The organism is Pseudomonas sp. NPDC088429 (assembly GCF_044753305.1).
GTDB lineage: Bacteria > Pseudomonadota > Gammaproteobacteria > Pseudomonadales > Pseudomonadaceae > Aquipseudomonas > Aquipseudomonas rustica.
On sequence record NZ_JBIVMX010000006.1, the window covers coordinates 80400 to 102880 of the forward strand.

Below are 22481 nucleotides of genomic sequence, written 5' to 3' on the forward strand. Positions count from 1 at the left end.
TCAGGCCACCGCCCGGGACATGACGTACAAGCCGTCACGCACAGTCATCGAATCGTCTTCAAGGGTGCGCAACTGCACACCCGCCACGTCCGGATGCGCATCGAGGCGCGCCGGCGCATGCAGATAAACGTTGAAGGCGCGTTCGCTGGTCGAGGCCTGCAGTTGCCGTTCGCGACCGATCAGGGCACTCAGCGCGGCATCGCTGTCGCTGCCGCCCACTGAGCGCACACCGGCCCAGCGCCCTTCCCTTGCCAGCAACAACACACTGCGTTGCGGCTCGGCGACGACGAAGAGGAAGTCGCCGGCATCGAGGCTTTTGTCGAAACGGTTGAACGCCGCCATCAGGTACGGCTGCACCGAACGCAGGCGCAAACCGCGACCGCTGACCAGCACCCGCAAGCGTTCGAGCAAGTCTTGTGGCAAAGCGCTGGCGATGCGGTCGTAACCGGCCGGTTCGGCGGACAGCACCAGACTCCACGGCTGGGTTGGTGCACCGAACAGGTCTTCAAAACACAGTTGAGCAAAGCCACGCAGTTCTTCAGGGCTGCTGATCTGCGCGCTCCACGGCACCAGGCAGAAACGGCTGAAGTGCCCGGAGATGACCACGCTCAGTTCGGCACCGGCGCGGGCGTGTTCACCGAGCAGGCGATCGAGGGTGTCCAGCGCCACCGCGTAGCTCTGGAAGCCTTCGTCGATGTAACCGACGCTGCCCAGCCACAGGGTGTCGCTGCCACGCCGTTGACCGAGGCCAACACCGCTGGCGCCGAGTACGGCGACAAAACGCTCACGAGATAAATGTGACACGGTTGATCTCCTCCAGCGTGGTGCGACCTTGTTCCACCAGCTCCAGCGCCGATTCGCGCAGCAGGCGCAAACCACGGGCGCAAGCCAGGGCTTTGATTTGTTTGATCGGTTGGCGCTCGACGATCATCTGGCGCAGCTCGTCGTCGAGGTGCAGCAACTCGGCAATCGCCGTGCGCCCGCGATAACCACTGCCTCGACAATGCCCGCAGCCCTTGCCGTGAACGAAGTGGTAATGGTCGACTTTCTGCGGATCGAGGCCGGATGCGCGCAGCTCTTCATCGCTCGGATTGACCGGTGCGCTGCAACTGGCGCACACCAACCGGATCAGGCGCTGGGCGAGAATCGCGTTGAGCGCCGAGACCAGGCTGTACGGGTCGATTTCCATTTGGGTGAAGCGGCCAATCACGTCGAAGACGTTGTTGGCGTGGATGGTGGTGAACACCAGGTGGCCGGTGAGCGCCGATTGCACGGCGATCTGCGCGGTGTCCGGGTCGCGGATCTCGCCGACCATGATTTTGTCCGGGTCATGACGCAGGATCGAGCGCAAACCCCGGGCGAAGGTCAGGCCTTTTTTCTCGTTGACCGGGATTTGCAGCACCCCCGGCAATTGATATTCGACCGGGTCTTCGATGGTGATGATCTTGTCCACGCCGTGGTTGATCTCGGTGATCATCGCGTACAGCGTGGTGGTTTTGCCGCTGCCGGTCGGGCCGGTGACCAGCACCATGCCGTAGGGTTCGGCGGCGAGGCGGCGCAACTGGCGCAGGGTTTCATCTTCAAAGCCCAGCGCCTGCAATTGCACGCCGCAGACCTTGTCGGCCAGATCCTGTTTGTCGAGCACACGCAGCACCGCGTCTTCGCCGAAAATGCTCGGCATGATCGACACACGAAAGTCGATCTGGCGGCCACTGATGCCGATCTTGAAGCGCCCGTCCTGCGGCACGCGTTTCTCGCCGATGTCCAGTTCGGCCATGACCTTGACCCGTGAGATCACCTGCTCGGAGAACTCGGCGCCCTGGACTTTGCTGATGTTGTTGAGCACGCCGTCGATGCGGTACTTGATCACCAGACCGTTGCCGGTGGTGCCGAGGTGGATATCGCTGGCGTGCATTTTCAGCGCGTCGTAGAGGGTCGAGTTGACCAGTTTCACCACGCTGCTGGCGTCTTCGCTGATGCTGGTCAGCGACAGGCTTTGCAGGGTATCGATTTCGTGATGAGTGTCGCCTTGTGCGTTGAGCGATTCGACGGCGTGGAAGCTTTCTTCGTGGCGGGCCAGATAGGCTTTGAGGTCATCGGCGTGCACCAGATACAACGGCGCTCCGTGCAGGCAATCATCAATCCAGGCCAGCCGCGCCGGGTCGAAGGGATCGGCAAACACGCCGATGACTTCGTCGTTGTGGCGCAGCAGGATGAATTCACGTTTCAGGCATTGCGCGAGGGTGACTCGGTCGAACATCGGCGTCGCGGCAAACAGGCTGTCGGTGTCGAGCACCGGGTAATGCAGGGTGGCGCCGAGGGCTTGAATGAACGGCATCGCTGCCAGTTCGCACAACACGCCGAGCGCCTCAAGGACGCGTTCGCCGGAAGTGGCGGCCCGCGCCCGGGCCTGGGACAACTGCTCGCTGGAAAAATGTTCACTGGAAAAATGCGCAGGTGCACTTTCGACCGGCAGTGGTTCGACGACAACGGACAGACGTTCCATGGCTTGCTCTCCAACCGGGGCTTAGAGCCCTGTCGGCGCGGCAAACCTTGGCGGCAAGTGCCGGAACGTCTGATCGCGCCATTACTCCCCGGTGAGCATTTGATCGTCGTCCGGTGCCATGGCGTGCAACTGTCGTCGCCGATCCGCCAACACCCAACTGCCATCGTACAACTGCAACGGGAAGCTCTCGGTCCTGCTCTGGCGTCGTTCGACAAACCCCTCGGAAGGGCTCGCACCGGGTTTCGCTTCACGCTTGATGCCAAGAAGGTCGCAGACCGCTCGGGCCAGTTCCGCCAATGGAAACGGTTTGAACAGGATGTGGCTGACCCCCAGTTGCCGCGCCCGCTCACAGACTTCAGCGGTCGGGTGACCCGTTATCAGCACAAAATGGCACGTCCTGTTCTGGCGGACTGCGTCGAGCACCTCAAAGCCTTCCATATCGGGCAAGCGGTAATCGAACACCAGCACGTCGGGGGCAAAGGTTTCGGCCAGGCCGATCGCCGTCGCTCCGTCATGTGCAATCCGGACGTCCAGCCCCTGCGCCGACAGATAATCCTGAAGGTTTTGTGCAAGCAGCTGTTCGTCTTCGACAACCAGTACTTTGTTAACCAAGGTCGACTCCTTGAAACAGCAGGTCCGATGACCCCGCCCTGAGAGTGCGCCTTACACGTGGTAACGCACACTTCATGCCAGGCTGAGTGCCGGTAATTTTATGTCTTCATGTCCTTGAAATTAATGACAATGCCCGCTCGTCCCGGTACCCCGTTCCCCAGAAACGGGGAAGCACCTGAATGGGCATCGAAGCCATTCCCCACTATTGGGGGGGAACCTTCAGTCGTCGTCAATTCGTTCGATCCTGTTCTGCACCCGTAATTGCGCGAGCACTTGGCGACGAGCCTGGGTCTGTTGCTGTCGGGCGAGCTGTGCCCTGACTGTGTCCAGCCCCTGTAAATCTGGGACATCGGCGGCCTCCAAGTGGTTCTGCAAATAAATCACATGCCAGCCGAACGGTGAACGCACCGGTTGGCTGGCGAGCGCTGCCCCGCTGATGATCGAGGCGCGCATTTGCATCAAGCGTAGACGCGCTGCGGCCACTGTGGCTGCATCGGCTTGCGCTGGCACGCGGATCAACAGTTGTCGGGGTTGCAAAGTGTTCGCGCGGATCAGCTCGGCGAATACCTGCTGTGCGGCCAATTCGCGGCGGGTGTACTCGGTAAAGGAAACCTCGTCGAAACCGGCATCCTGCAAGCGACGCTGGAATTTATCCGGGCCACCGATGGCACTGCGCATCTGCTCGATCTGCTGACGCACCGCTTGCTCGTCAATCTGCACGCCACGTTTTTGCGATTCCTGCCAGAGCAATTCCTTGTCGATCAGCGTTTGCAGCGCAGCCTGTCGCAGCTGTTTATAGGCCTTGGGATTACGAATGCTCGCCACCGCGCGGCCCTGATCTTCGAGGTATTCGGCAAAAAAGCGCTCGAAGCGATAGCCGGAGATTTCCTCGCCATTGACCCGCGCCACCGCCGGTTCGTTGTTGGCCCAGACCGCCGGGAGCCAGCAGGACAGCAGCACTATCAGACTTGTGAGTTTCATGATCGGGGCCTCCGTTCAGGGGCTGGCAACAATCGGTTTGTAGGGTGCGACCAGATAAAAATGCTGATCTGGCAAATCCACGGTGACCACGTGCGCGCCGCTCAAGCCCAGGCGTCGACCGGGGCCAAAACTCAGGCGCGGGGTCAGGCCGGTGTCGAAGTCATGCAGACCCTCCAGCGCCGCCACCAGTTTTTCGCGGCTGGCGTCGCGGCCGGCCTGTTTCATGCCTTCGCTGAGCAGCAGCATCGAGGCGTAGGCGCCGACTTGCAGCACCGCATGCTGGGCGCCGAGGCCTTGGCCCTCGCGTAAAAGTGTCAGGCCGATGCGCCCTGCCTGGGTCCAGTCGCTGGGCACGAACGGATAGGCGAGAAACACGCGACGGGTAAAACCGCTGGGCACTTGCAGCAGATCACCGGCCACCTGGCTCGATGCCGCGAACAGGTACGGCACCTGCCCGGCGCCCTGCAGCCTCGTCGCCAGACGACTGAAACCACCGCCGCTGCCCAGATAGAACACCGAGCGCGAACCTAACGGCAGCGCTTCCGCCGCCGGGTCATAGGCTTGCAGATGGACGTTCTGCCAGCCGTGATCCTGCAAATACTGACCGAGGTTTTGCGCGGCTTGCGTCTGCATCGGGTCAGCGGGATAAGCGATCAGCGTCGGCCCTTGCAGCACGCGCAGGCTCGCCGTGGCGTAGTCGGCCAAGGCGATCAGTTGCTCGCGCAAACCGGGCAACGGCTCGAAAATCTGTGGACTGGCCTGCATCGAGCCGAGCAACGACAGCGCGCCGATCAGCGGCACGCCGGCCTGTTCCAGACGCGGGCCGAGTTCGCTGTCGAGGGCTGGCACCATCGGCGCGATCAGCGCAAACACCTGTTCCTGCTCGATCAGTTGCTGCAAGGCCTGTTCGGCACTGGCGCGATCCGGGCCGGGGTCGATCACCGTCAGGCGCAGTTGCCGACCGTGGATGCCGCCGGCCTGATTGATCCGCGCGACACTGCCGTTGAGCACCGCTGCAATGGTCATGCCCTCCTCGGCCAACGGGCCTTGGCTCGGCAATAACGTGCCGAGGTGCAAGGTCTCGGCGTCGAGGCCGGGGTCGCGCTCATCGGCCAGGCGCTTGAGATAGGCGGTGAGATTGCGCTGATCCTTCATCGACAGCAGAAAGCGCGGCATGCTCGGGTCGAGTCGATTGTGGCCGGGATCGCGGCCCTGCTGAATCACCGTTGCCAGCGTGCTTTCGTTATAGGCCGGATAACTGCGGCCGTTGACCTGCTGCTGGCCGTAGGTGCTGGTCAGTCGTGCCCAGTTCAGCGGCGGCGGACGTAAGCCGCCTTCGGGCCGACCGAGGCCGTCGGCGCCGTGACAGTTCGCGCACGGCAGGCTGGTGGCCGGCAGCAACACGTCCGCCGCGCCGACCCGCGCCATGATCGCTTCGCCGCTGGCTGACAGACCTTGACGGTACAGGCGTTTGCCCGCCGCTTCTTCCGAGCTCAGCGGCGCAGCATTCGCGCCGAGGCTGATGCCAGCGAGCAGGATCAGGGCGAGTACGCGGCAGCGTTTCATGGCGCGGCTCAGCGACCGGCCACGGGCATTGTCAGCAACTGCAAGCGCTGGGCAATGGCGACGGCCGGGGCGTCGGGGCGAATTTTGCTCCAGCGTTTGTTGGCGACATCCCCAACGATCAACTGCGTCGAGTGCTGCTCGGGCGTCGGCACGATCTGGCCGATGCGACTCAGCACCAGATCCATCTGCGCCTTGTCGCCGGTGAGAAAAAGCCAATGAGGGTCATCGGAACCCTGCTTCAAGGTGTAAGCCTTGAGCACCGCCGGCGTGTCGCGCAGCGGGTCACTGGTAAGGGAAATAAAAGTGATGTCTTGCGCCTTGTCGCCCAGCAATTCGCGGACTTCCTTGAGCTTGCGGGTGATCAGCGGGCAGGCATCGTTGCAACTGGTGAAAATCACGTTGAGCAGAACGATGCGGTTTTGCAGGGCGTCGCTGTAGAAGCGCAGGGTCTCGCCGTTCTGATCCTGCAACGGCGTGTCGGTGAACCAGGTTTTTGCGTCGTGAGTGCCTTTGGCCGGGGCGGCGGCAACCGTCGCCGGCGGCTCTTGAACGTGACCTTCGTGGGCGAACGCGACGTTGCTGAAAATCCAGAAACACACGGTCAGGGAGATCCAGTCGAGCAGTCTCATGGCTGTTGCTCCATGGCGATGGCGGTGTGTTTGGCGTGGGTGCGCAGGCCGCTGAGCTTCTCGACTTCCTTGGCCAGCAGCTCTGGATCGGTGAAGCCGTAGTAGCGCATCCAGTGGCGGTTATTGCCGTCGCCGACGAGGATCAACGGCTGATGATTCTTGAGGTCGCCACTGAAACTGCCGAGGCCTTTGAGGGTTTCATTGATCGATTGTGGTGAACCGGTCAGCCAGCTCCAGCCCGGGCCGCGCTGAAAAGTGCGGGCGTAATCCTGCAGGCGTTTCGGGTCGTCGCGTTGCGGGTCGATGCTGATCGAGACCAGTTGCACTTCCTCGCCGACTCGCGCGCCGAGCTGTTTCTGCACCTTGCCCATGATCGACGAGACCACCGGGCACACCGTCGTGCAACTGGTGTAGATGAAACTCATGACGACAATTTTGCCCTGCACCAGGTCTTGTTCGAGGCGCACGGTTTTGCCGGTCTGGTCGAGCAGCGGCACGTTGGCGAACTTGACCTCGGTGTGTTCTTGCGTGCTGCTGGCGGGGGCTTTGTGCCCGGCGTGTTCGTCTGCCGAGTGGGCGTTGGCGTGTTGAACGCCGAGGCTCAACAGGCACAGGGTCAGCAGGCCAGTGGATGCAAATCGGTTCATGTCGAAACTCCTCTTCAACGGGCCTGGTCGGGGGTGACCCGAACACTGGCAAAGGTCTTGTCATCGAAACCGGCGCCCAGCGAGGCGGCGCGCACATGCAGGTACCAGGCGCCGCTGCGGTCGAGGCTGATCGGCGCTTCGTACACACCGTCAGCGACTTCCAGTGCCGCGACTTCACGCGGGTGTGAAGTGGGCGCGAGGTAGTAGCGCAGCTGCACGTCTTTAACGCCGCTGCGCTGGGTTTTGTCTTTGCCTTGAACGATGCGGAAGCGCACGACATACGGGTCGTTGAGCGCCACGGCAGTCTTGTCGAGGAGGAACTCGACTTTCGGCTGGCCGAGGTGTTTTTGCGGTTTGCCGTCAGGATCAATCTGCGCGGTAAAGCAGTGAATGATGTTCGGTTGGTTGAGCAGGAACGCCACGTCGAAACGCCCCGCTGCCGGCAGTTTCACCCGTGCGCTGTACAGGCCCGGCGAGACTTCGCGCAGGCTGCGATCAATGACCATCGCGGCGCGGGCGATCTGGCCACGGTTGGGGTAACCGGACATCGGCGCGTTCATGCCTTCGGCGTAGAAGTAGGTGGTGTTGTCGACCGGGTTGACCACGAACACTGCGTTGTCGTCACGTGAGACGGCGAGGCTGGAGGCCAGCGGCAAGTCACCGGCCAGGCGCGGTGCTTGCGGCCCGGCTTCGAAACCCTGGCTGATCGGCTGGCGACCTTCGCCGAGCGAGGACAGGTTGATCATGGTGACTTTCGGTGAAGCGAGTCCGCGGATGTAGGCGTAGGCCTGGGTGAACACCACTTGGTAGGGTTCGGCGCTGACCTCCAGATCATGGATGGCGCTGTTGGTCGCGGCATCGATGACGCTGGCGCGGTTTTCCACGGTATTGAGTACCACACCGAAGCGGCCGTCGGCGCTGAAGCCCATCGGGCCGAGGCCTTGTTGCAGTTTCAGCACCCGGCGGATGGCGTGGGTGCTGGCGTCGATCACGGTGACGGTGCCGTCCTTGCCATCGGCGACGTAGACGGCGCCGGACAATGCCGAATAGGCGACGGATAACGGGTGAGAGCCGGTTTTGATCTGCTCGACGATGTTCAGAGTGGCGATGTCGATCACGCTGACGGTGCCGTCGTCGCGGTTGCTGACGAAGGCGAAGCGGCTGTCTTTGCTGAAGGTGATTTCGTGGTGACCGCGACCGGTCTGTAAATGTTTGAGGGGGTTGAGGCTTTGGGCGTCGATCACGGTGACGCCGGAGTCTTCGGTTTTGCTCGCGTTGTTGCCGACCCAGAGCAGGCGTTCGTCCGGTTGCAGGGCGACGCGAAACGGTTGGCTGCCGGCGCTGATCGAGTCGATGACTTTGAATTGTTCGCTGTCGATGACGGCGATTTCCCCGGCAGTCGGCATGGAAACGAAGACGCGTTTGTTGTCCTTGGGCGTGACCCAATCCATCGGCGGCTGCTTGAGCTCGATCCGGGCGAGGGTGCTGGTGATGCCGCCGACTGATATCGATGGATCGACCACGGCGATGCTCGCGTCGCGGTTCATCACCAGCAGGAAATAGCTGTTGAGGTCGAGCAACGGCCGCGCGCCGATGTTGGATTTGAGGAACACGCCGACCCGGGCTTTGCAGCTCTGGTCACGGCCCTGGGCCTTATCGGCAGCGAGGGTTTGCGGATCGACCCAGGCACCCGGGGCCACGCCGGACAGAGGCTGGCCGGATGCGCTGTCGCTGATGCGGAACTGCACATCGGCGAACTCGCCTTCACGCAGTTTGCCGTCGGCGGCCATTGGCTTGAGATCGAAATCCACCGCCACGCCATCACGGTTCAGCGTCTGCCCCGCGCCGGTTTGCGCCAGCGCAATCTCACTCAGCGTCAACAACGCCCCGGCCATAGCCAGCGTGCAAACCCCGATGATGTTGATGATCCTGTTCATCTTTCACTCCCCTACGCATTCCAGCCAAACGACGCGATCCCTGTGGGAGCGAGCCTGCTCGCGAAAGCAATCTGCCAGCCACCCCACCTGTTGCCTGTGCCGCCCTCTTCGCGAGCAAGCTCGCTCCCACAAGGGATTTGCATTCATCCCACTTCCTCACTGCCCACCGCAGATCCTTGTAGGAGTGAGCCTGCTCGCGATGGCGTCATCCGCCCCACCATCGAAAACCGAGTTGCCTCAATCGCGAGCAGGCTCACTCCTACAGGGGATTTGCATGCATCCCGCCAAGCTAACTGCCAACCGCAGACCCTGTGGGAGCGAGCTTGCTCGCGAAAGCAATCTGTCAGCCACCACACCTGTTGCCTGTGCCGACCTCTTCGCGAGCAAGCCCGCTCCCACATGGGATTTGCATCCACGGGGATATTGACGTCGTGTCTACTGCCCCTGCGGCGCCGGTTCGGGTTCATTGGTCACGCGCAGCAGCCCCCATAATCCGGAGGTGTTGCCGTAGGCGGCGTAGTCGCGGAACAGGTAATCGCCCGGTATCGCATTGCTGCCGCCGGCGCTCGGGATCATGAAGCTGAAGTGCGCGGCCGGCAGGATGCTTTCGTGGGCGCCGATGTACATCGACATCGGGTTGTAGCCGAAGCGCACGGAGCCCACGCCCGGCGAGCCCATCGGATAACCACCGACATCGCTCTTCTCGGCCTGGAACGGGTTCACCGACCAGACGTGCCCGTCGAGCTGGAACGTGGTGCCGCGACTGCCACCGCTCGGCATCAGAATATGCGTGCGGAACGGTTGCCCCGGTTTGGCGTAGAGCACCGGCGTTTGCGGATCACCACCCACCAGTGCATTGCTGTAGGCCATGTGCGCATTGACCATGTCGCCATAACCCGCGCCATCGGCATGACCAAACGGCGCATCCGGGGCGAGGCCGAAGCGGTACCACAGCGGCTCGGTCTTGTAGTTGATCGCCATGCTTGAGTTGTCCTGCGGATCGGTCGGCACGCCGAAGCCTTCAGCGGCAATCCCTTCCACCGGCCGGCCATTGGCCCAACGGGTGTTCAGCGCCTTGTGCCAGACCATCGCGAAGTCGCGGTAGCTGGTCTGCCCGGGCGCCGTAACCGTGGCGTTGACCTTGCGCGCATCGTCGACCCAGGTTGCGCCGATCGGCAGAATACTCATCGCCCCGCCAAGACCTTTTTGCGGTTGCTTGATCACGTCCGCCGGGGTGAAATTCAAGCCGCCGAACTCCACTGCCGTGGCGTTGATGTTGTCGACGCTGCGACCCAGTTGAGTCACCGGTTTGCCTTCACGCTCCAAATGCCCGGCGTAGTACTGATAGGTACGCGTCGGGTACGCGCCGCTGTTGCCAACGCGCGGTGGCACGGTCTGGATCGGGTTGGCGCCGACGTTGGCGCCGTCGGATTTGGTGATGTCATACGCCAGCAACTGTGCATGCAGGCCGACGTGGCTTGACGGCCGCATCAGGTTATTGCTGAAGGTGGTCGAACCCAGACCGCTGTTGCGATCACGCTTGACCATGCCTTGCATCACTGCGGTTTGCGTCAGGTCGGGCATCACGCTCGGCAGACGGTTTTCCAGGGTGATGTTGATGCAATCCCCTGCCGCCGCACGCAGTACCAGTGGTTCAACCGGGATGCCGGGTTTCAGCTTGCCACTGAGCGGATCCAGATCGGATTTGCGCACATACAGAATCGCAGTCGGATCATGCAAGGGCCCGCTCTGCCCGCCGATGGTGATGGTCTCGCCATCCTCCGGATCGGTCACGGTGACTTGTGGAATGCTCACCGTACGCGAGTTCAGCACCAGGGTGCCACCCGCCGGATTCAGCGGCCCGCCGACATGCTGACCAAGCCCTTGCGGATCGCCAATGGTCAGGCCCAGCGCATTGCCGAGGATGTCATTGGCCAGCGCCGCGACCACTTCATAGTTGCGCTGTACCGTCGGCCGCGTGCCGATGCCGTTGGGGTTGGCGCTGATCCGTGGGCAACTGCCCTCGAACGCCACGGTGTTGCGCATGCCCGCCGGATTCGGGTTGTTGGGGATGGCATACAGGTCGTTGCGTTTGGCGGTGTAGTTACGCATCACGCCCCAGATACCGCTCCAGTAGCCTTCGATCGAAGCGTCCATCGAGTACAGATAGTCGCCCGTCGTCGCAGCGGAACTGGAGAGCATCGACACCGGTGCAATAAAGCCCATCTGCTCGGAGATGCCGATCATTTGCGAGGCGCGCCAGCCGGAGTTGGAGCTGTTGCCGAACCCGGAACCGCTCTGCAGCCATTTCACGCCGTGCAGGGTGACGTTGTGCTCTTCTTCATGGCCGCCGGCATGCACCCGCAGCCGCACGTTGTCGCCGGTGTAAGTACGCAGCATCGGCGTAAACGGGTCGCCAGGTTCAGCGCCGCCCTTGTTGATGTGCGGCGGGAACAGCGTGGTGCCGCCGGTTGGCCCGGTCGCGGCGGTGAGCAGATTCGGCGCCAGGTTCATCGCCGGAATTGCGCGGTCGGTACGGCTTTGCATGGCGAACGACAGATCGCCGCCGAGGCCATCAGCCTGCATGCCGCGCTTGCCATCCGGGCCGACCTTGTTCGGATCGTAAACGCGCAGGGCCAGCGGTTCGTTGCGATAGTTGACGACGAACATGCCCGGATCATCCACCGAAATTGCCTGTGGGCATGGCCGGCTCGGGCAGCCCGGCACCTGACCGCCCTGCACTTCCAGCACGCCTTCGAGCAGGTTGCTAGCGTTGTTGCGCACTGGCGGGTTGATCGCGTAGCGGAAGCTGTCGGCGGTGGCCGGGAACGCCTGCGCATTCGGCACGCCGTTGGGGCCGGCACCGACATAGACGCCGGCTTCATAGGCGTGCTGGAAGTCGCTGTATTCGAGGAAGAACTCGCGGAAGCTGTCGTTTTTGCCGTCGCCATCGAGGTCGCCGGTATTGATCACCGCTTGCCACGAGGTCGGGCCGCCGTCCTGGCGCGCGCCGCTGTACAGAGGCTCGCCGGTTTCCGCATGGAACCAGGTCGAACCGGCCGGTTCCGCCAATACGGTGGCGTACAGACCAATCTGCTGATGCGTCGATGGGCCCAGGTGGTCGTGAGTGAAAATGGTGCCGAGGCCACGATCGACGCCTTTGATGTTCACCACCGGATCAACGAACCAACGCTGCATCGCCGTGCGCGCACCGAGCCAATCGGCGCGGCCGTACTGGCCGAAGAACGGATGGTTTTTGGCTTTCGGGCACGCCTGGGTGCCGTCGCGCGGATCGGTGGCGGCGCACTGGTTGAACTCGCGGATCGCGTGAATGCGTTCCTGCACGGCGCCCGGCGAGAGCACGCCGTCTTCATAGTTCCAGCCGTTGGAGGAGCCGTCCGCCGAGGTCAGATCCCACTTCGGCAGGTGAATATGCTGGCCGATCACATCGGTCGGCGTGCGCACCTGATAGTCGTCCATCTCGTAAGTGGCCGGCACCAGGTTGGTTTGCTGGTATTGCACGCAATCGAAGGTGTTCATGCGCATCACCAGCGGCTCTGGCGGACGCTGCTTGGTGATCACCGGCCAGGCGTCTTCCCACAGCGCCAGAATGCGCGCCTGCGGGAAGTGATAACCGACCTTGTTGTACACCGCGTCGAACTGAATATTGGCGGCTTTGTAGATCCGAGGGCGGTCGGCGGTGAAGCTTGAAGCGCCGACAAAGGACATGCCGTCGATGCGGTCACCGCTGGCGAACTCACCGCTGCCGGCGCTGCTGGTCAGGCGTTTTTGCCGATCGTCCATGCACGGTTCGTAGTACGGCGCGCCGGCCATTGGCAAGGCACCGTTGGTACGGAACGCCTTGGCCACCACTTGATTGCCGGGCAGCAAGGCATAGCTTGGGTGATCTTTTTTCGCGTGGAAGGCCATCGCCGCTTGTTCGACTTCGGTGCCTTCTTCCGGCAGGTAAATCGGTTTGGCGCGGGTGACTTCCTTGGAGAAATCCAGCGAGGTGGTCACGGTGTGCGCTTCGCCACCGGCCGAGACGCCGTCGAGGGTATGACGCTGCAAGCCACCGTCCCAACCACCGGACTGCGCCGGGTCAAGGTTGGCCCACAGCGCTTTGCCGCTGGCCTTGAGCGATTGCGCGGTAGCGGCGTCGAGCATGTCCAGCGGCGGGGTTGGTGGACGTTGGCCCACCGAGCTTTCCATGCCACCGATCCAGAATGGATAGCCCGGGTTTTTCAGGCTGCCGTCGGCATTGCGGTTGGCTTCGCTGCGATCAACCAACGCCAGCGAACCGATGGCTTGACCACCGGCGTTGCCGCCATGGTGTTCGCCGTCGTCATCGCCCTCTTCTTCATCCTCATCGTCATCATTGCCGGCGATCAGGGTTTCACCGATTTTCGGCACGACCACGACTTTGCCCGGCATCGGTGCCATGGCTTTGCCCGGCAGCGGCACTATCGCTGGAATCGGTGTACCGGCGACGATTTCGCCGTCCGGCAAGGCGCGCGCGCCGGTCGCCGGTTTGCCACTGCGCAAGGCAAACGGTTCGCTGTGATAACCGTCGGCGCCCTGCTGCGAAACGTCGAGTCGAGTGCCCTCTTCAAACACATCGTGCACCCGCCACATGGCCCACATGCCTTGGGCAAAGTGCGGATAGAAATGGCAGTGATAGATCGCATCGCCGGCCACGCGGTTGCGGTTGCCCGAACCACCGTTGGCGATTTCATAGGTGTAACCGGCACCCGGGCCAATGCCCTGGGCATCGACGTAATCGGAATTGTCGTCGTTGGGGTTGAACAGCCACTGATGGCCGTGCAAGTGGAAGATGTGCTGCTCATGACCATTGTGGGTGTTGCGGAATTTGACGAAGTCACCGATGTAGCTGTGGTTGACGTTCGACGGCTCCGACGGATACAGCGCCATGGTCGCTTTCACCCCGATCTGATCGGCGCGCGGTGTCTGGCCAGGGGCGATGTTTTCCAGCCCGGCGTTGGCCGGCACGTCGACCAGCATCGCCACGTCGCCAACGGTGTGCGAGCTGAGGAAGAATTCTTCATAGGCGCACGACAGGCAATCGTGCATCGGCCCGACGCCCAAACGGTTGGCCACCACTTCGGCGCCCATGCCGCCCGAGCCGTAATTGATCATGAACGAATCGCGCGTCGGCTCCAGCACGTGGGCCATCACCGGATCAGCCCAATAGGCTGGAAACGCTTGAGTGGCGGCAGTTTCATCCTGGAATTGCGAGGCAAAATCGCGGAACGCTTCCAGTCGATTAGGGATCGCCGGGTTACGTTTGCCGACTGATTCCAGCGGATAAGTGCTGGGTGGGAAGCTGCCGTCGGCGTTGCTGCCCATGACAATCGCATCGCTTTCGCTGGAAATGATTTCATTGCCGTCGACCATGCCGATGATCGGCGTGCCAGCCTTGCCTTCGCGCAACCACGGCTCGCGTTGCGGGTAACGCGCCTGGTAATCAACGATCGGTTGGCCGGTGGGTGCGCGGCCCGTGGTGGCCAGGCGCATTTCTTCTTCAGTGAGGGTGTTGCGATAGGTGCGACCGCCCTTGGGCAGGACGACCACCTGGCCGAACAAGCCATTGGCGACGTTGCCGGCCGCGCCCTCGCCGCCAAACGTTGCGCCACGGCTGCTGACGGCAAACGCGCCTTCACGCTCGGCGTACAGGGTGTAAGAACGGCTCGCACCCGGCGGTACCAAGGTGTTGGCGTTACGCCCGGTGAACGAGGAAATGTCATCGATGCTGTTGACCGCTTGCAGGCCATTGACCTGGAAACCGACGTGACGGTCAGCGACTTGCTCATCGACTTTGAAGTCTTCAGCCGCGTTGGCGTTCTCGACGCCTTCCTCTTCTTCACCTTCATTCTCGAAGTGCTTGTTCGGGTTGGCCTGATAGTCGAGCAGGTTTTGCAGATTGATCGTCAGGCAATCACCCGCCGCCACGCGCAACACCAATGGCCGTGGCCGCTTGTCCGGGCGCAGCGAAACCTTGCCCGGCACCGCTGAGCCGCCGTAGGCCAGCGACATGTTGCGGTCATCCACCACGTCGCGGCGCAGGGCGAACATCATGCCGTTGATGTTCTGCGCACCGAGGCGGTTGAACATCAGCGGTTGATCGAAGGCGACGACGTTGGCCACCAGGTTGCGCTCGCATCGCACGGCCGCGCTGGCCAGTTCGACGCTGAGCATCGAGGCCAGAATCAGCAGCCAGTTGAACAGAGACGGAGCGTGATGAATGCCAGCCATGATCAGTAACCTCGTAGTGGGTGCTCTTGGGAACACTTCTCGACAATTGCCTCGGAGCAATCCGCGTGCCACAAAAAATTCGTTTACCGTTCAATCGGTTACTGCAGCGACTTGAGAATCCGGGGCATATTCCCCACCGCTTTGCCCCACTTTTCGGGGCTGCCGGGTTTGCCCCGAAAGTGGGGAAAACCGGGTTGGGGTCACAGCGGGGCGTCCATCGCCAGGCCCTGCAAACGTCGGTACTGGCGCAACACATTCGGTACATAACGTTGGGTTTCGGCGAACGGCGGGATCACCCGGCCACGGCTGAGCACCGCGTCGGGCCCGGCGTTGTAGGCCGCCACGGCGAGGGCGATGTCGTTGTCGAAGAGGGTCATCAAACGCTTGAGGTATTTCGCTCCGCCCTGGATGTTTGCCTTGGGGTCGTAGACGTCGGTCACACCCAGTTCGCGCGCGGTGTCGGGCATCAATTGCATGAGCCCCCCGGCGCCTTTGGGTGAGGTCGCGCCGGGGTTGTAATGCGACTCGGCGTTGATCACCGCGTGCAGCAACGCTTCGGGTAACTGGTTGACTTTGGCGGCTGCCGACACCAGTTCTGCGTAGGGCTGATTGGCGATCATTTGCGGCTGTTGATCGAGGCTGGCCACAGGCATTTCAGCCTCGTGGATCACCCGTTCGTAGGTGCGTCCGGGCCGGTGAACGTTGGACAGTACATAGCTGCCCTTGGCGTCCACCGAGATGAACACATCGGCCTGCGCGGCGCCGCTGAGCAGCACACAACCGAGCAATCCGCTGGCGAGAAATTTCATGTCGGGCCTCCCCGGATCGACCCCGATAAATTGGGGGAAATGCCCCAATGGCCGATCACGTTTCAGCCATACGCAAGCACTGTGCCGACTCTTGCAAGGCCCGAATTACAAGGGTTTCGGCGTGTCGACCAGTTTTCGGTGGGGCTGAGCATGGCAATTGCATAAGCCCTTAAGGCGACACGGCTGCCACTCACGGGAGGTCATCATGAAGCTGCAATTTCGTCCGCGTGGCCAACGCGGTTTTACCCTGCTCGAATTGCTGGTGGTGCTGGTGGTGCTCGGTCTGTTGGCCGGGATCGTCGCGCCGAAATACTTCGCTCAACTCGGTCGCTCGGAAGTGAAAGTGGCCAAAGCGCAGATCGAAGGGCTGAGCAAAGCACTCGACTTGTATCGACTGGAAGTCGGTCACTACCCGTCCACCGAGCAGGGCTTGCAGGCCTTGGTCACCGCCCCGAGTGACGAGGCGAAATGGACCGGCCCGTACTTGCAAAAAAAGCTGCCGCAGGATCCGTGGGGGCGTAGTTACGCCTATCGCTATCCCGGCGAAAACAGCGAGTACGACTTGCTGTCGATGGGCAAGGACGGCCAGCCCGGTGGCGAAGGCGAAAACGCTGAAGTGACCAATTGGCAGTGAGCGGAGCGCGGCCCATGCGATTTCATTTGAAAGCGGTCGGCAAGGCTGGCGTGGTTTCCTTGAGCGTCGAGGCAGCGGGCGACAGCGAAGCGCGACGGATTGCCGAGGATCAGGGTCTGCGCGTGCTCAGTTCGCACGCCGACAAGCATTGGCGTTCGCTGCGATTGCGTCAGCGCGAGACCTTCAATCTGGTGCTGTTCAGCCAGGAACTGACCACGCTGCTCAACGCCGGCCTGCCGTTGATTGATGCGCTGGAAAGCCTCGCCGAAAAAGAATCCGCCCCCGCTGCCCGGAAAACCTTGAGTGAGCTGGTGCGCCTGCTCTACGAGGGCAAATCGTTTTCGCAGGCGTTGGGCCAGTTGTCGGCGGTGTTCCCGCCGCTGTACGTGGCGCTGGTACAGTCCAGCGAGAAGACCGGCGCGGTCGGCGATGCGCTGGGCCGCTACGTCAGCTATCGCCAGCGCATGGACGAGGTGCGGCAGAAGATCATCAGCGCGTCGATCTACCCGATGCTGTTGTTGGTGGTCGGCGGCGGCGTGGTGTTGTTTTTGATGGGTTACGTGGTGCCGCGCTTCAGCCTGGTGTTTGAAGGGTTGGGCAATAACCTGCCGTGGCTGTCGCAGGTCTTGATGAGCAGCGGCATGTTTCTGCATGCGCATCAGGCGGAATTTTTCGGTGCGCTGGCGGCGATTGTCATCGCCCTCGCCGTCCTGCAAAAACAACCGGCGTTTCGTCGTGGGCTGGATCGGCTGGTGGAGAAACTGCCGGCGGTGCATCAGCGAATTTTCATGTACGAGCTGGCGCGGTTTTATCGTTCGCTGGGGATTCTGCTGCAAGGCGGTATTCCGCTGGTGACCGCCATGAGCATGGTGCGCGGCCTGCTGACTGTGGCCTCACGAACGCGGCTCGATCAGGCTTGCGAGCGGGTGCGCGAGGGGCAATCGTTGTCTACCGCGCTGGAGCTCAATCACCTGGTGACACCGGTGTCCCTGCGCCTGCTCCGCGCCGGCGAACAGTCCGGCAACCTCGGGCAGATGATGGAACGCAGCGCCGACTTCTACGATGAGGAAATCAGCCGCTGGCTGGAGTGGTTCGTGAAGTTGTTCGAGCCGCTGCTGATGACGTTTATCGGCCTGCTGATCGGGGTCATCGTGATCCTGATGTACATCCCGATTTTCGAACTGGCGTCGAGTATTCACTGACCCCGGGAACGGGTCGAATCCCTGCAACAACGCACTCTCACGTTCCCAACAAGACCACAAAGACGGAGAACGATATGCACATTAAAAAGCTCGTGCTCGCAATGGCCATCGGCGCAGTTCTGTCGGCGTCCACGGTACTGATTCCGGACAGTTTGTCGGGGGTTTCCAGTGTTCAGGCCAAGGAAGGTGGGAGTGGTGGTGGAGGGAACGGCGGCGGACATGGCGGAGGGGGTGGCGGTAGCGGCGGTGGAAACGGGGGTGGGCATGGAGGCAGTGGCGGTGGCGGTGGCGGTGGCGGTGGCGGTGGCGGTGGCGGTGGAAATGGTGGCGGTCATGGCGGCAGTGGCAATGGTGGAAGTGGCCACGGTGAGGGCGGCAGTGGTCACAGCGGCAGCGGCCAAGGCTCCGGACACTCGGGCAATTCCGCGTCATCCTCCGGCCGCAACGGCACCCACGCCGAACCGGGCGATGATCACGGTGTTCACCGGGCGGGTGAAGTCGGCGACGATCATGGCGTCCATCGCGCCGGAGAAGTCGGCGATGACCGAGGCCTGCATGCAGCGGGCGAACCGGGGGATGATCGCGGCGTGCACGTCGGCGGCGAGCCGGGCGATGACAAGCGCGCCAACTGACCTCTAGAGCCCACCGCAATTCCTGTGTGGGGCTTGCTCGCTCCCACAGGGTTTTGTGGTGTACGCCGATTACGCAGACGACCACCATCAATTGTAGGAGTGAGCCTGCTCGCGATAGCGGTCATTCAGACACTGAAGCTGTGACAGACCGAACGCTATCGCGAGCAGGCTCACTCCTACAGTTTTGATCTGCGTAAGGATCAGAGGGCGACGTTGTTCTGGTTCAGGCGTTCGCGCAGGAATTCGACCAACGCCTGCACCGGGCGTGAGGCCTGCCGATGCTGCGGGTACACCGCCGACAACGTCAGCGGTTCCGGACGCAGATCATCCAGCACCGGCACCAGCCGGCCATCCTTCAGCGCCGCGCCGACAATAAACGTCGGCAAATAGGTAATCCCCATCCCCTGCACCGCCGCATCCCTGAGCAACTCGCCGTTGTTCACCCGCATGCGCCCGGTGACATTGACCAGCAGCGGCTTGCCCTGCCCGGCATTGAAACGCCATTGCACCGAGCGACCATGGCCATAAGGAAGGCAATCATGGCTGTGCAAGTCTTCCGGTTCGAGCGGCGTACCGCGTTCGGCCAGATACGCCGGACTGGCGCAGTACACCCGCTCGATCGACGCAATGCGCCGGGCGATCAGCGTCGAGTCCTCCAGCACGCCAATGCGCAAGGCCAGATCGTAGCCCTCACCCAACAGGTCTACCGGACGATCGCTCAAGTCCACTTCAACGGTAACTTCGCGATAGCGCTGCAAAAACATCGGCAGCAGACAACCGAGGTGCGCGACGGCAAACGACAGCGGCGCGCTCACGCGAATCGTCCCACGCGGCTCGGCGGTCTGCCCGGCGATGCCATGCTCGACCTGTTCGACTTCGCCCAACAGGCGCAAGGCCGATTCGTAGTAGCTCTGGCCCAGCGGGGTGACGTCGAGGCGTCGGGTCGAGCGATTCAACAATCGCACGCCGAGGCGCTCCTCCAACTGCATCAAGCGACGGCTGACGAACTGCTTGGACAAGCCCAACTGATCGGCCGCGGCGGTGAAGCTGCCGGAGTCCATGACCTGGCAAAAAATACGCATGTCTTCGAAGGGGTTCATTGTCACTCTCTGGTGGACAGTTAAACGCTTTATAGCCGCTTTTTCACTTTCGAGCAGCTCATTAATCTGTGCTCACGGTTTGAAAACAACCCTGAACACGTAGGAGCTGCCGCAGGCTGCGATCTTTTGATCTTGATCTGCGGTGACGCGGGTAAAAGGCAAAAACAGGATCAAAAGATCGCAGCCTGCGGCAGCTCCTACATCACACATTCGAAAATGGAATTGAACATGAACATGAACATTAAACAGACCCTCGCCGCTTCCCTCCTCGCCCTGTCCATCGGCAACGCGTTCGCCGCCGAAACCTCCGGTGTCGAACACAACACCCAAGCGTTCCTCAACGCCCTCGCCGCTGGTGGTGGCAAACCGCTGGAGCAACTCAGCCCGAAAGACGCCCGTGCGGTGCTGACCGGTGCGCAGGCTTCGGTGAAGGTGGACTTGTCCGGTGTTGAAGTCAGCGACAAGGCGATCAAGGTCGACGGCCAGACGATCAACCTGAAAGTGGTGCGTCCGGCCAAGGTCAAAGGCGAGTTGCCGGTGTTCATGTTCTTCCACGGTGGCGGCTGGGTGCTCGGTGATTACCCGACGCACCAGCGCTTGATTCGTGACTTGGTGGTGGGCTCGGGCGCTGTCGCGGTGTACGTCGATTACACGCCGTCGCCGGAAGCGCAGTACCCGACGGCGATCAACCAGGCTTACGCCGCGACGAAATGGGTGGCTGAGCACGGCAAGGACATCGGTGTCGACGGCAAGCGTCTGGCGGTGGCCGGCAACAGCGTCGGCGGCAACATGGCGGCGGTTGTGGCGTTGATGGCCAAGGAACAGAAAACCCCGGCACTGCGCTTCCAGCTGTTGATGTGGCCGGTGACCAACGCGCAGTTTGACGACGGTTCGTACCAGCAATTTGCCGAGGGCCATTTCCTCACCAAAGGCATGATGCAGTGGTTCTGGGACAACTACACCACCAACCCCGCCGAGCGCGCGCAGATCCATGCTTCGCCACTGAACGCCAGCGTCGAACAGCTCAAAGGCTTGCCTGCTGCACTGGTGCAGACCGCCGAATTCGACGTGCTGCGTGACGAAGGTGAAGGCTATGCGCGTCACCTCGATGCGGCCGGCGTGGCGGTGACCTCGGTGCGCTACAACGGGATGATTCATGACTTTGGTTTGCTCAACCCGCTGAGCCAGATTCCTGAGGTGAAAGCGGCGGTGCGTCAGGCGGCGGCTGAGCTGAAGACTCATTTGAATCCTTAAAAACAAAAGATCGCAGCCTGCGGCAGCTCCTACATTGGAATGCAATCTTCTGTAGGAGCTGCCGCAGGCTGCGATCTTTTTACTGGCAGGCACCGCGGAGTTTCGGTCATGACATTCTTCTACACCCACCTGCTGTCCCTCAGCGCCGCCTTGCTGCTGCTCGACGCGGTGCTCTGGCACTTCACGCCTTTCACCCATCGCGCGCCAAGAGTGGCTGTGCGGTTGGCGCTGTTTCTGGCCTTCACCGCGCTGGTGATCAATGCCGGTGTCAGCCCGCTGCAAGCACCGCTGTTCGCCGATGACCGCGTCGCGCAACTGGGTGCAACGGCGTTGGGGATTCTCTGGTGGTTGTACGCCGCGCGAGTTTTGACGGAAGTGATCGGCCTGGCGCTGATGCGTCGCATCGGTCACAGCGGTCGTTTGCTGCAAGACGTGATCGGCGCACTGGTGTTTCTCGTGGCCATCGTTGCCGCCGCCGGTTACGTGCTGGAACTGCCGGTCAAAGGTTTGCTGGCGACCTCCGGCGTCGTCGCTATCGTCGTCGGTCTGGCGCTGCAAAGTACCTTGGCCGATGTGTTTTCCGGGATCGTCCTCAACACCACCAAGCCTTATCAGGTCGATGATCTGGTGATGATCGATGGCGTCGAAGGCAAGGTCTTCGACATCGACTGGCGTGCCACGCATCTGCTGACCAGCGCCGGCACCATGGCCGTAGTGCCCAACTCGGTGGCGGCGAAGGCGAAGATCGTCAACCTCAGCCGCCCGAACAACATGCACGGCGTGTCGATCAGCATTCAGGTGCCCAATCACATTCGTCCGCGCCGGGTGCTCGATGCACTGGATCGTACGCTGCAAGGCAGCAGCTCGCTGTTGCTGAGTCCGGCGCCAAAAGCCGTGCTGAAAGAGGCCGGCGAAACCATGTCGGAATACGTCGCCAGCGGTTTCATTGCCGAGTTGGGCAAGAAAGGCGAAGTGCGTAATCAACTGTTCGACCTCGCCCACCGGCATCTCGAAGCGGCAGGGATTTCGCGGCATCCGGACGGCGTGATCGAACCGTTGACCCGCGCACGTGCGCTGCTTGATGAAGTGAAAATCTTCCGTTCGCTGAGCAGCGAAGAACGTGATCGCCTCGCCGAATCGATGGTCGCTCAGCAGTACACAGCAGGCCAGGTGGTGCTGGGGCTGGATGAAGTACCGGACAGTCTGTTCGTGATTGCCACGGGCGTGGTCAGTGCGACGGTGCCGGATGGTAATGAGCAGACTGAAGCCGGGCGCATGGGGCCGAGTGAGGTCATGGGTGAGCAGAGTATTCTGGCTGATACGCCGTCGCAGGCTACGTTTACCGCGCTGACGTCGAGCATCATTTACCGACTCGACAAGAACCTCACTCGTCAGTGCATGGAACAGCGCACGGAGGTGGGTCGGGCGTTGAATAAATTGCAGGCGGTACGTCAACAGAACAGTCGCCTCGCGTTGATGGCTAAACCGGTGGCGGTGCGGAAAGGCGGGTTTTTGGGGTGGCTTCAAAAGCGTTGAAAGCAAAAGATCGCAGCCTGCGGCAGCTCCTACATTGGAATGCGATCCCCCTGTAGGAGCTGCCGCAGGCTGCGATCTTTTGATCTTACTTGGCGGTGAACTTGGTATAGCTGTTAATCAAATTGCGATAGTTCGGCAGACGCTCCGACAGCAAGTGCGCCTA

At 61.9% G+C, this 22481-nt stretch carries 16 protein-coding genes; 5 read left to right on the forward strand and 11 right to left on the reverse strand.

Translation table 11 applies throughout. From position 1 onward, the window contains the following. From ACIP66_RS06090 to ACIP66_RS06135, 10 genes are all read right to left on the reverse strand, one after another. Entirely contained in the window at positions 1 to 804 is an 804-nt protein-coding gene (locus ACIP66_RS06090; protein ID WP_400646311.1) for a hypothetical protein, read from the reverse strand. Continuing rightward, entirely contained in the window at positions 785 to 2506 is a 1722-nt protein-coding gene (locus ACIP66_RS06095) for a GspE/PulE family protein (RefSeq protein ID WP_400646314.1), read from the reverse strand. The genes ACIP66_RS06090 and ACIP66_RS06095 overlap by 20 nt, the downstream gene beginning before the upstream one ends. Before the next feature lie 81 nt (positions 2507 to 2587). Beyond that, complete coding sequence (locus ACIP66_RS06100; protein WP_008086646.1) at positions 2588 to 3118, reverse strand: response regulator; 531 nt, start codon at positions 3116 to 3118, stop codon at positions 2588 to 2590. A gap of 219 nt (positions 3119 to 3337) precedes the next feature. After that, positions 3338 to 4099, reverse strand: coding sequence for a SurA N-terminal domain-containing protein (locus ACIP66_RS06105; RefSeq protein WP_282357061.1), 762 nt, complete (start codon positions 4097 to 4099; stop codon positions 3338 to 3340). A 15-nt stretch (positions 4100 to 4114) separates the two neighbouring features. Continuing rightward, positions 4115 to 5665, reverse strand: coding sequence for an ABC transporter substrate-binding protein (locus ACIP66_RS06110; RefSeq protein ID WP_400646318.1), 1551 nt, complete (start codon positions 5663 to 5665; stop codon positions 4115 to 4117). 8 nt (positions 5666 to 5673) lie between these two features. Next, positions 5674 to 6294: an SCO family protein gene (locus ACIP66_RS06115; protein ID WP_400646320.1), complete on the reverse strand. Its 621-nt coding sequence runs from the start codon at positions 6292 to 6294 to the stop codon at positions 5674 to 5676. Further along, entirely contained in the window at positions 6291 to 6941 is a 651-nt protein-coding gene (locus ACIP66_RS06120) for an SCO family protein (protein WP_400646323.1), read from the reverse strand. Before ACIP66_RS06120 ends, ACIP66_RS06115 begins: the two co-directional genes overlap by 4 nt. A gap of 14 nt (positions 6942 to 6955) precedes the next feature. After that, positions 6956 to 8878, reverse strand: coding sequence for a YncE family protein (locus ACIP66_RS06125; protein WP_400646326.1), 1923 nt, complete (start codon positions 8876 to 8878; stop codon positions 6956 to 6958). A 435-nt stretch (positions 8879 to 9313) separates the two neighbouring features. Next, positions 9314 to 15151 carry a manganese-oxidizing multicopper oxidase MnxG gene (gene mnxG / locus ACIP66_RS06130; RefSeq protein WP_400646328.1) on the reverse strand — a complete coding sequence of 1946 codons (5838 nt, stop codon included), beginning with the start codon at positions 15149 to 15151 and terminating at the stop codon, positions 9314 to 9316. 200 nt (positions 15152 to 15351) lie between these two features. After that, entirely contained in the window at positions 15352 to 15960 is a 609-nt protein-coding gene (locus ACIP66_RS06135; protein ID WP_053119059.1) for a lytic transglycosylase domain-containing protein, read from the reverse strand. Between the two features lie 205 nt (positions 15961 to 16165). Here ACIP66_RS06135 and gspG point away from each other — a divergent pair, with 205 nt between their 5' ends. The 3 genes from gspG to ACIP66_RS06150 all read left to right on the forward strand — a co-directional run bounded on the left by gspG (position 16166) and on the right by ACIP66_RS06150 (position 18428). Continuing rightward, entirely contained in the window at positions 16166 to 16594 is a 429-nt protein-coding gene (gene gspG / locus ACIP66_RS06140) for a type II secretion system major pseudopilin GspG (protein ID WP_053119057.1), read from the forward strand. Positions 16595 to 16608: 14 nt separating this feature from the next. Continuing rightward, on the forward strand, positions 16609 to 17796 hold the full coding sequence (locus tag ACIP66_RS06145) for a type II secretion system F family protein (protein ID WP_282357050.1): 1188 nt from the start codon (positions 16609 to 16611) through the stop codon (positions 17794 to 17796). Between the two features lie 74 nt (positions 17797 to 17870). After that, the gene (locus ACIP66_RS06150) at positions 17871 to 18428 is read left to right on the forward strand and encodes a hypothetical protein (RefSeq protein WP_082341416.1); all 558 of its coding nucleotides are present in this window, start codon (positions 17871 to 17873) and stop codon (positions 18426 to 18428) included. A 200-nt stretch (positions 18429 to 18628) separates the two neighbouring features. Here ACIP66_RS06150 and ACIP66_RS06155 read toward each other — a convergent pair whose 3' ends face one another. Continuing rightward, on the reverse strand, positions 18629 to 19528 hold the full coding sequence (locus tag ACIP66_RS06155; RefSeq protein WP_400646332.1) for a LysR family transcriptional regulator: 900 nt from the start codon (positions 19526 to 19528) through the stop codon (positions 18629 to 18631). 234 nt (positions 19529 to 19762) lie between these two features. Between ACIP66_RS06155 and ACIP66_RS06160 the strand changes: the two genes are divergently transcribed. Continuing rightward, positions 19763 to 20782 (forward strand): alpha/beta hydrolase, encoded by a 1020-nt coding sequence (locus ACIP66_RS06160; protein WP_400646394.1) that lies wholly within the window; start codon positions 19763 to 19765, stop codon positions 20780 to 20782. Between the two features lie 108 nt (positions 20783 to 20890). Then, positions 20891 to 22318, forward strand: coding sequence for a mechanosensitive ion channel domain-containing protein (locus tag ACIP66_RS06165; RefSeq protein ID WP_400646335.1), 1428 nt, complete (start codon positions 20891 to 20893; stop codon positions 22316 to 22318). Positions 22319 to 22481: the final 163 nt, after the last annotated feature.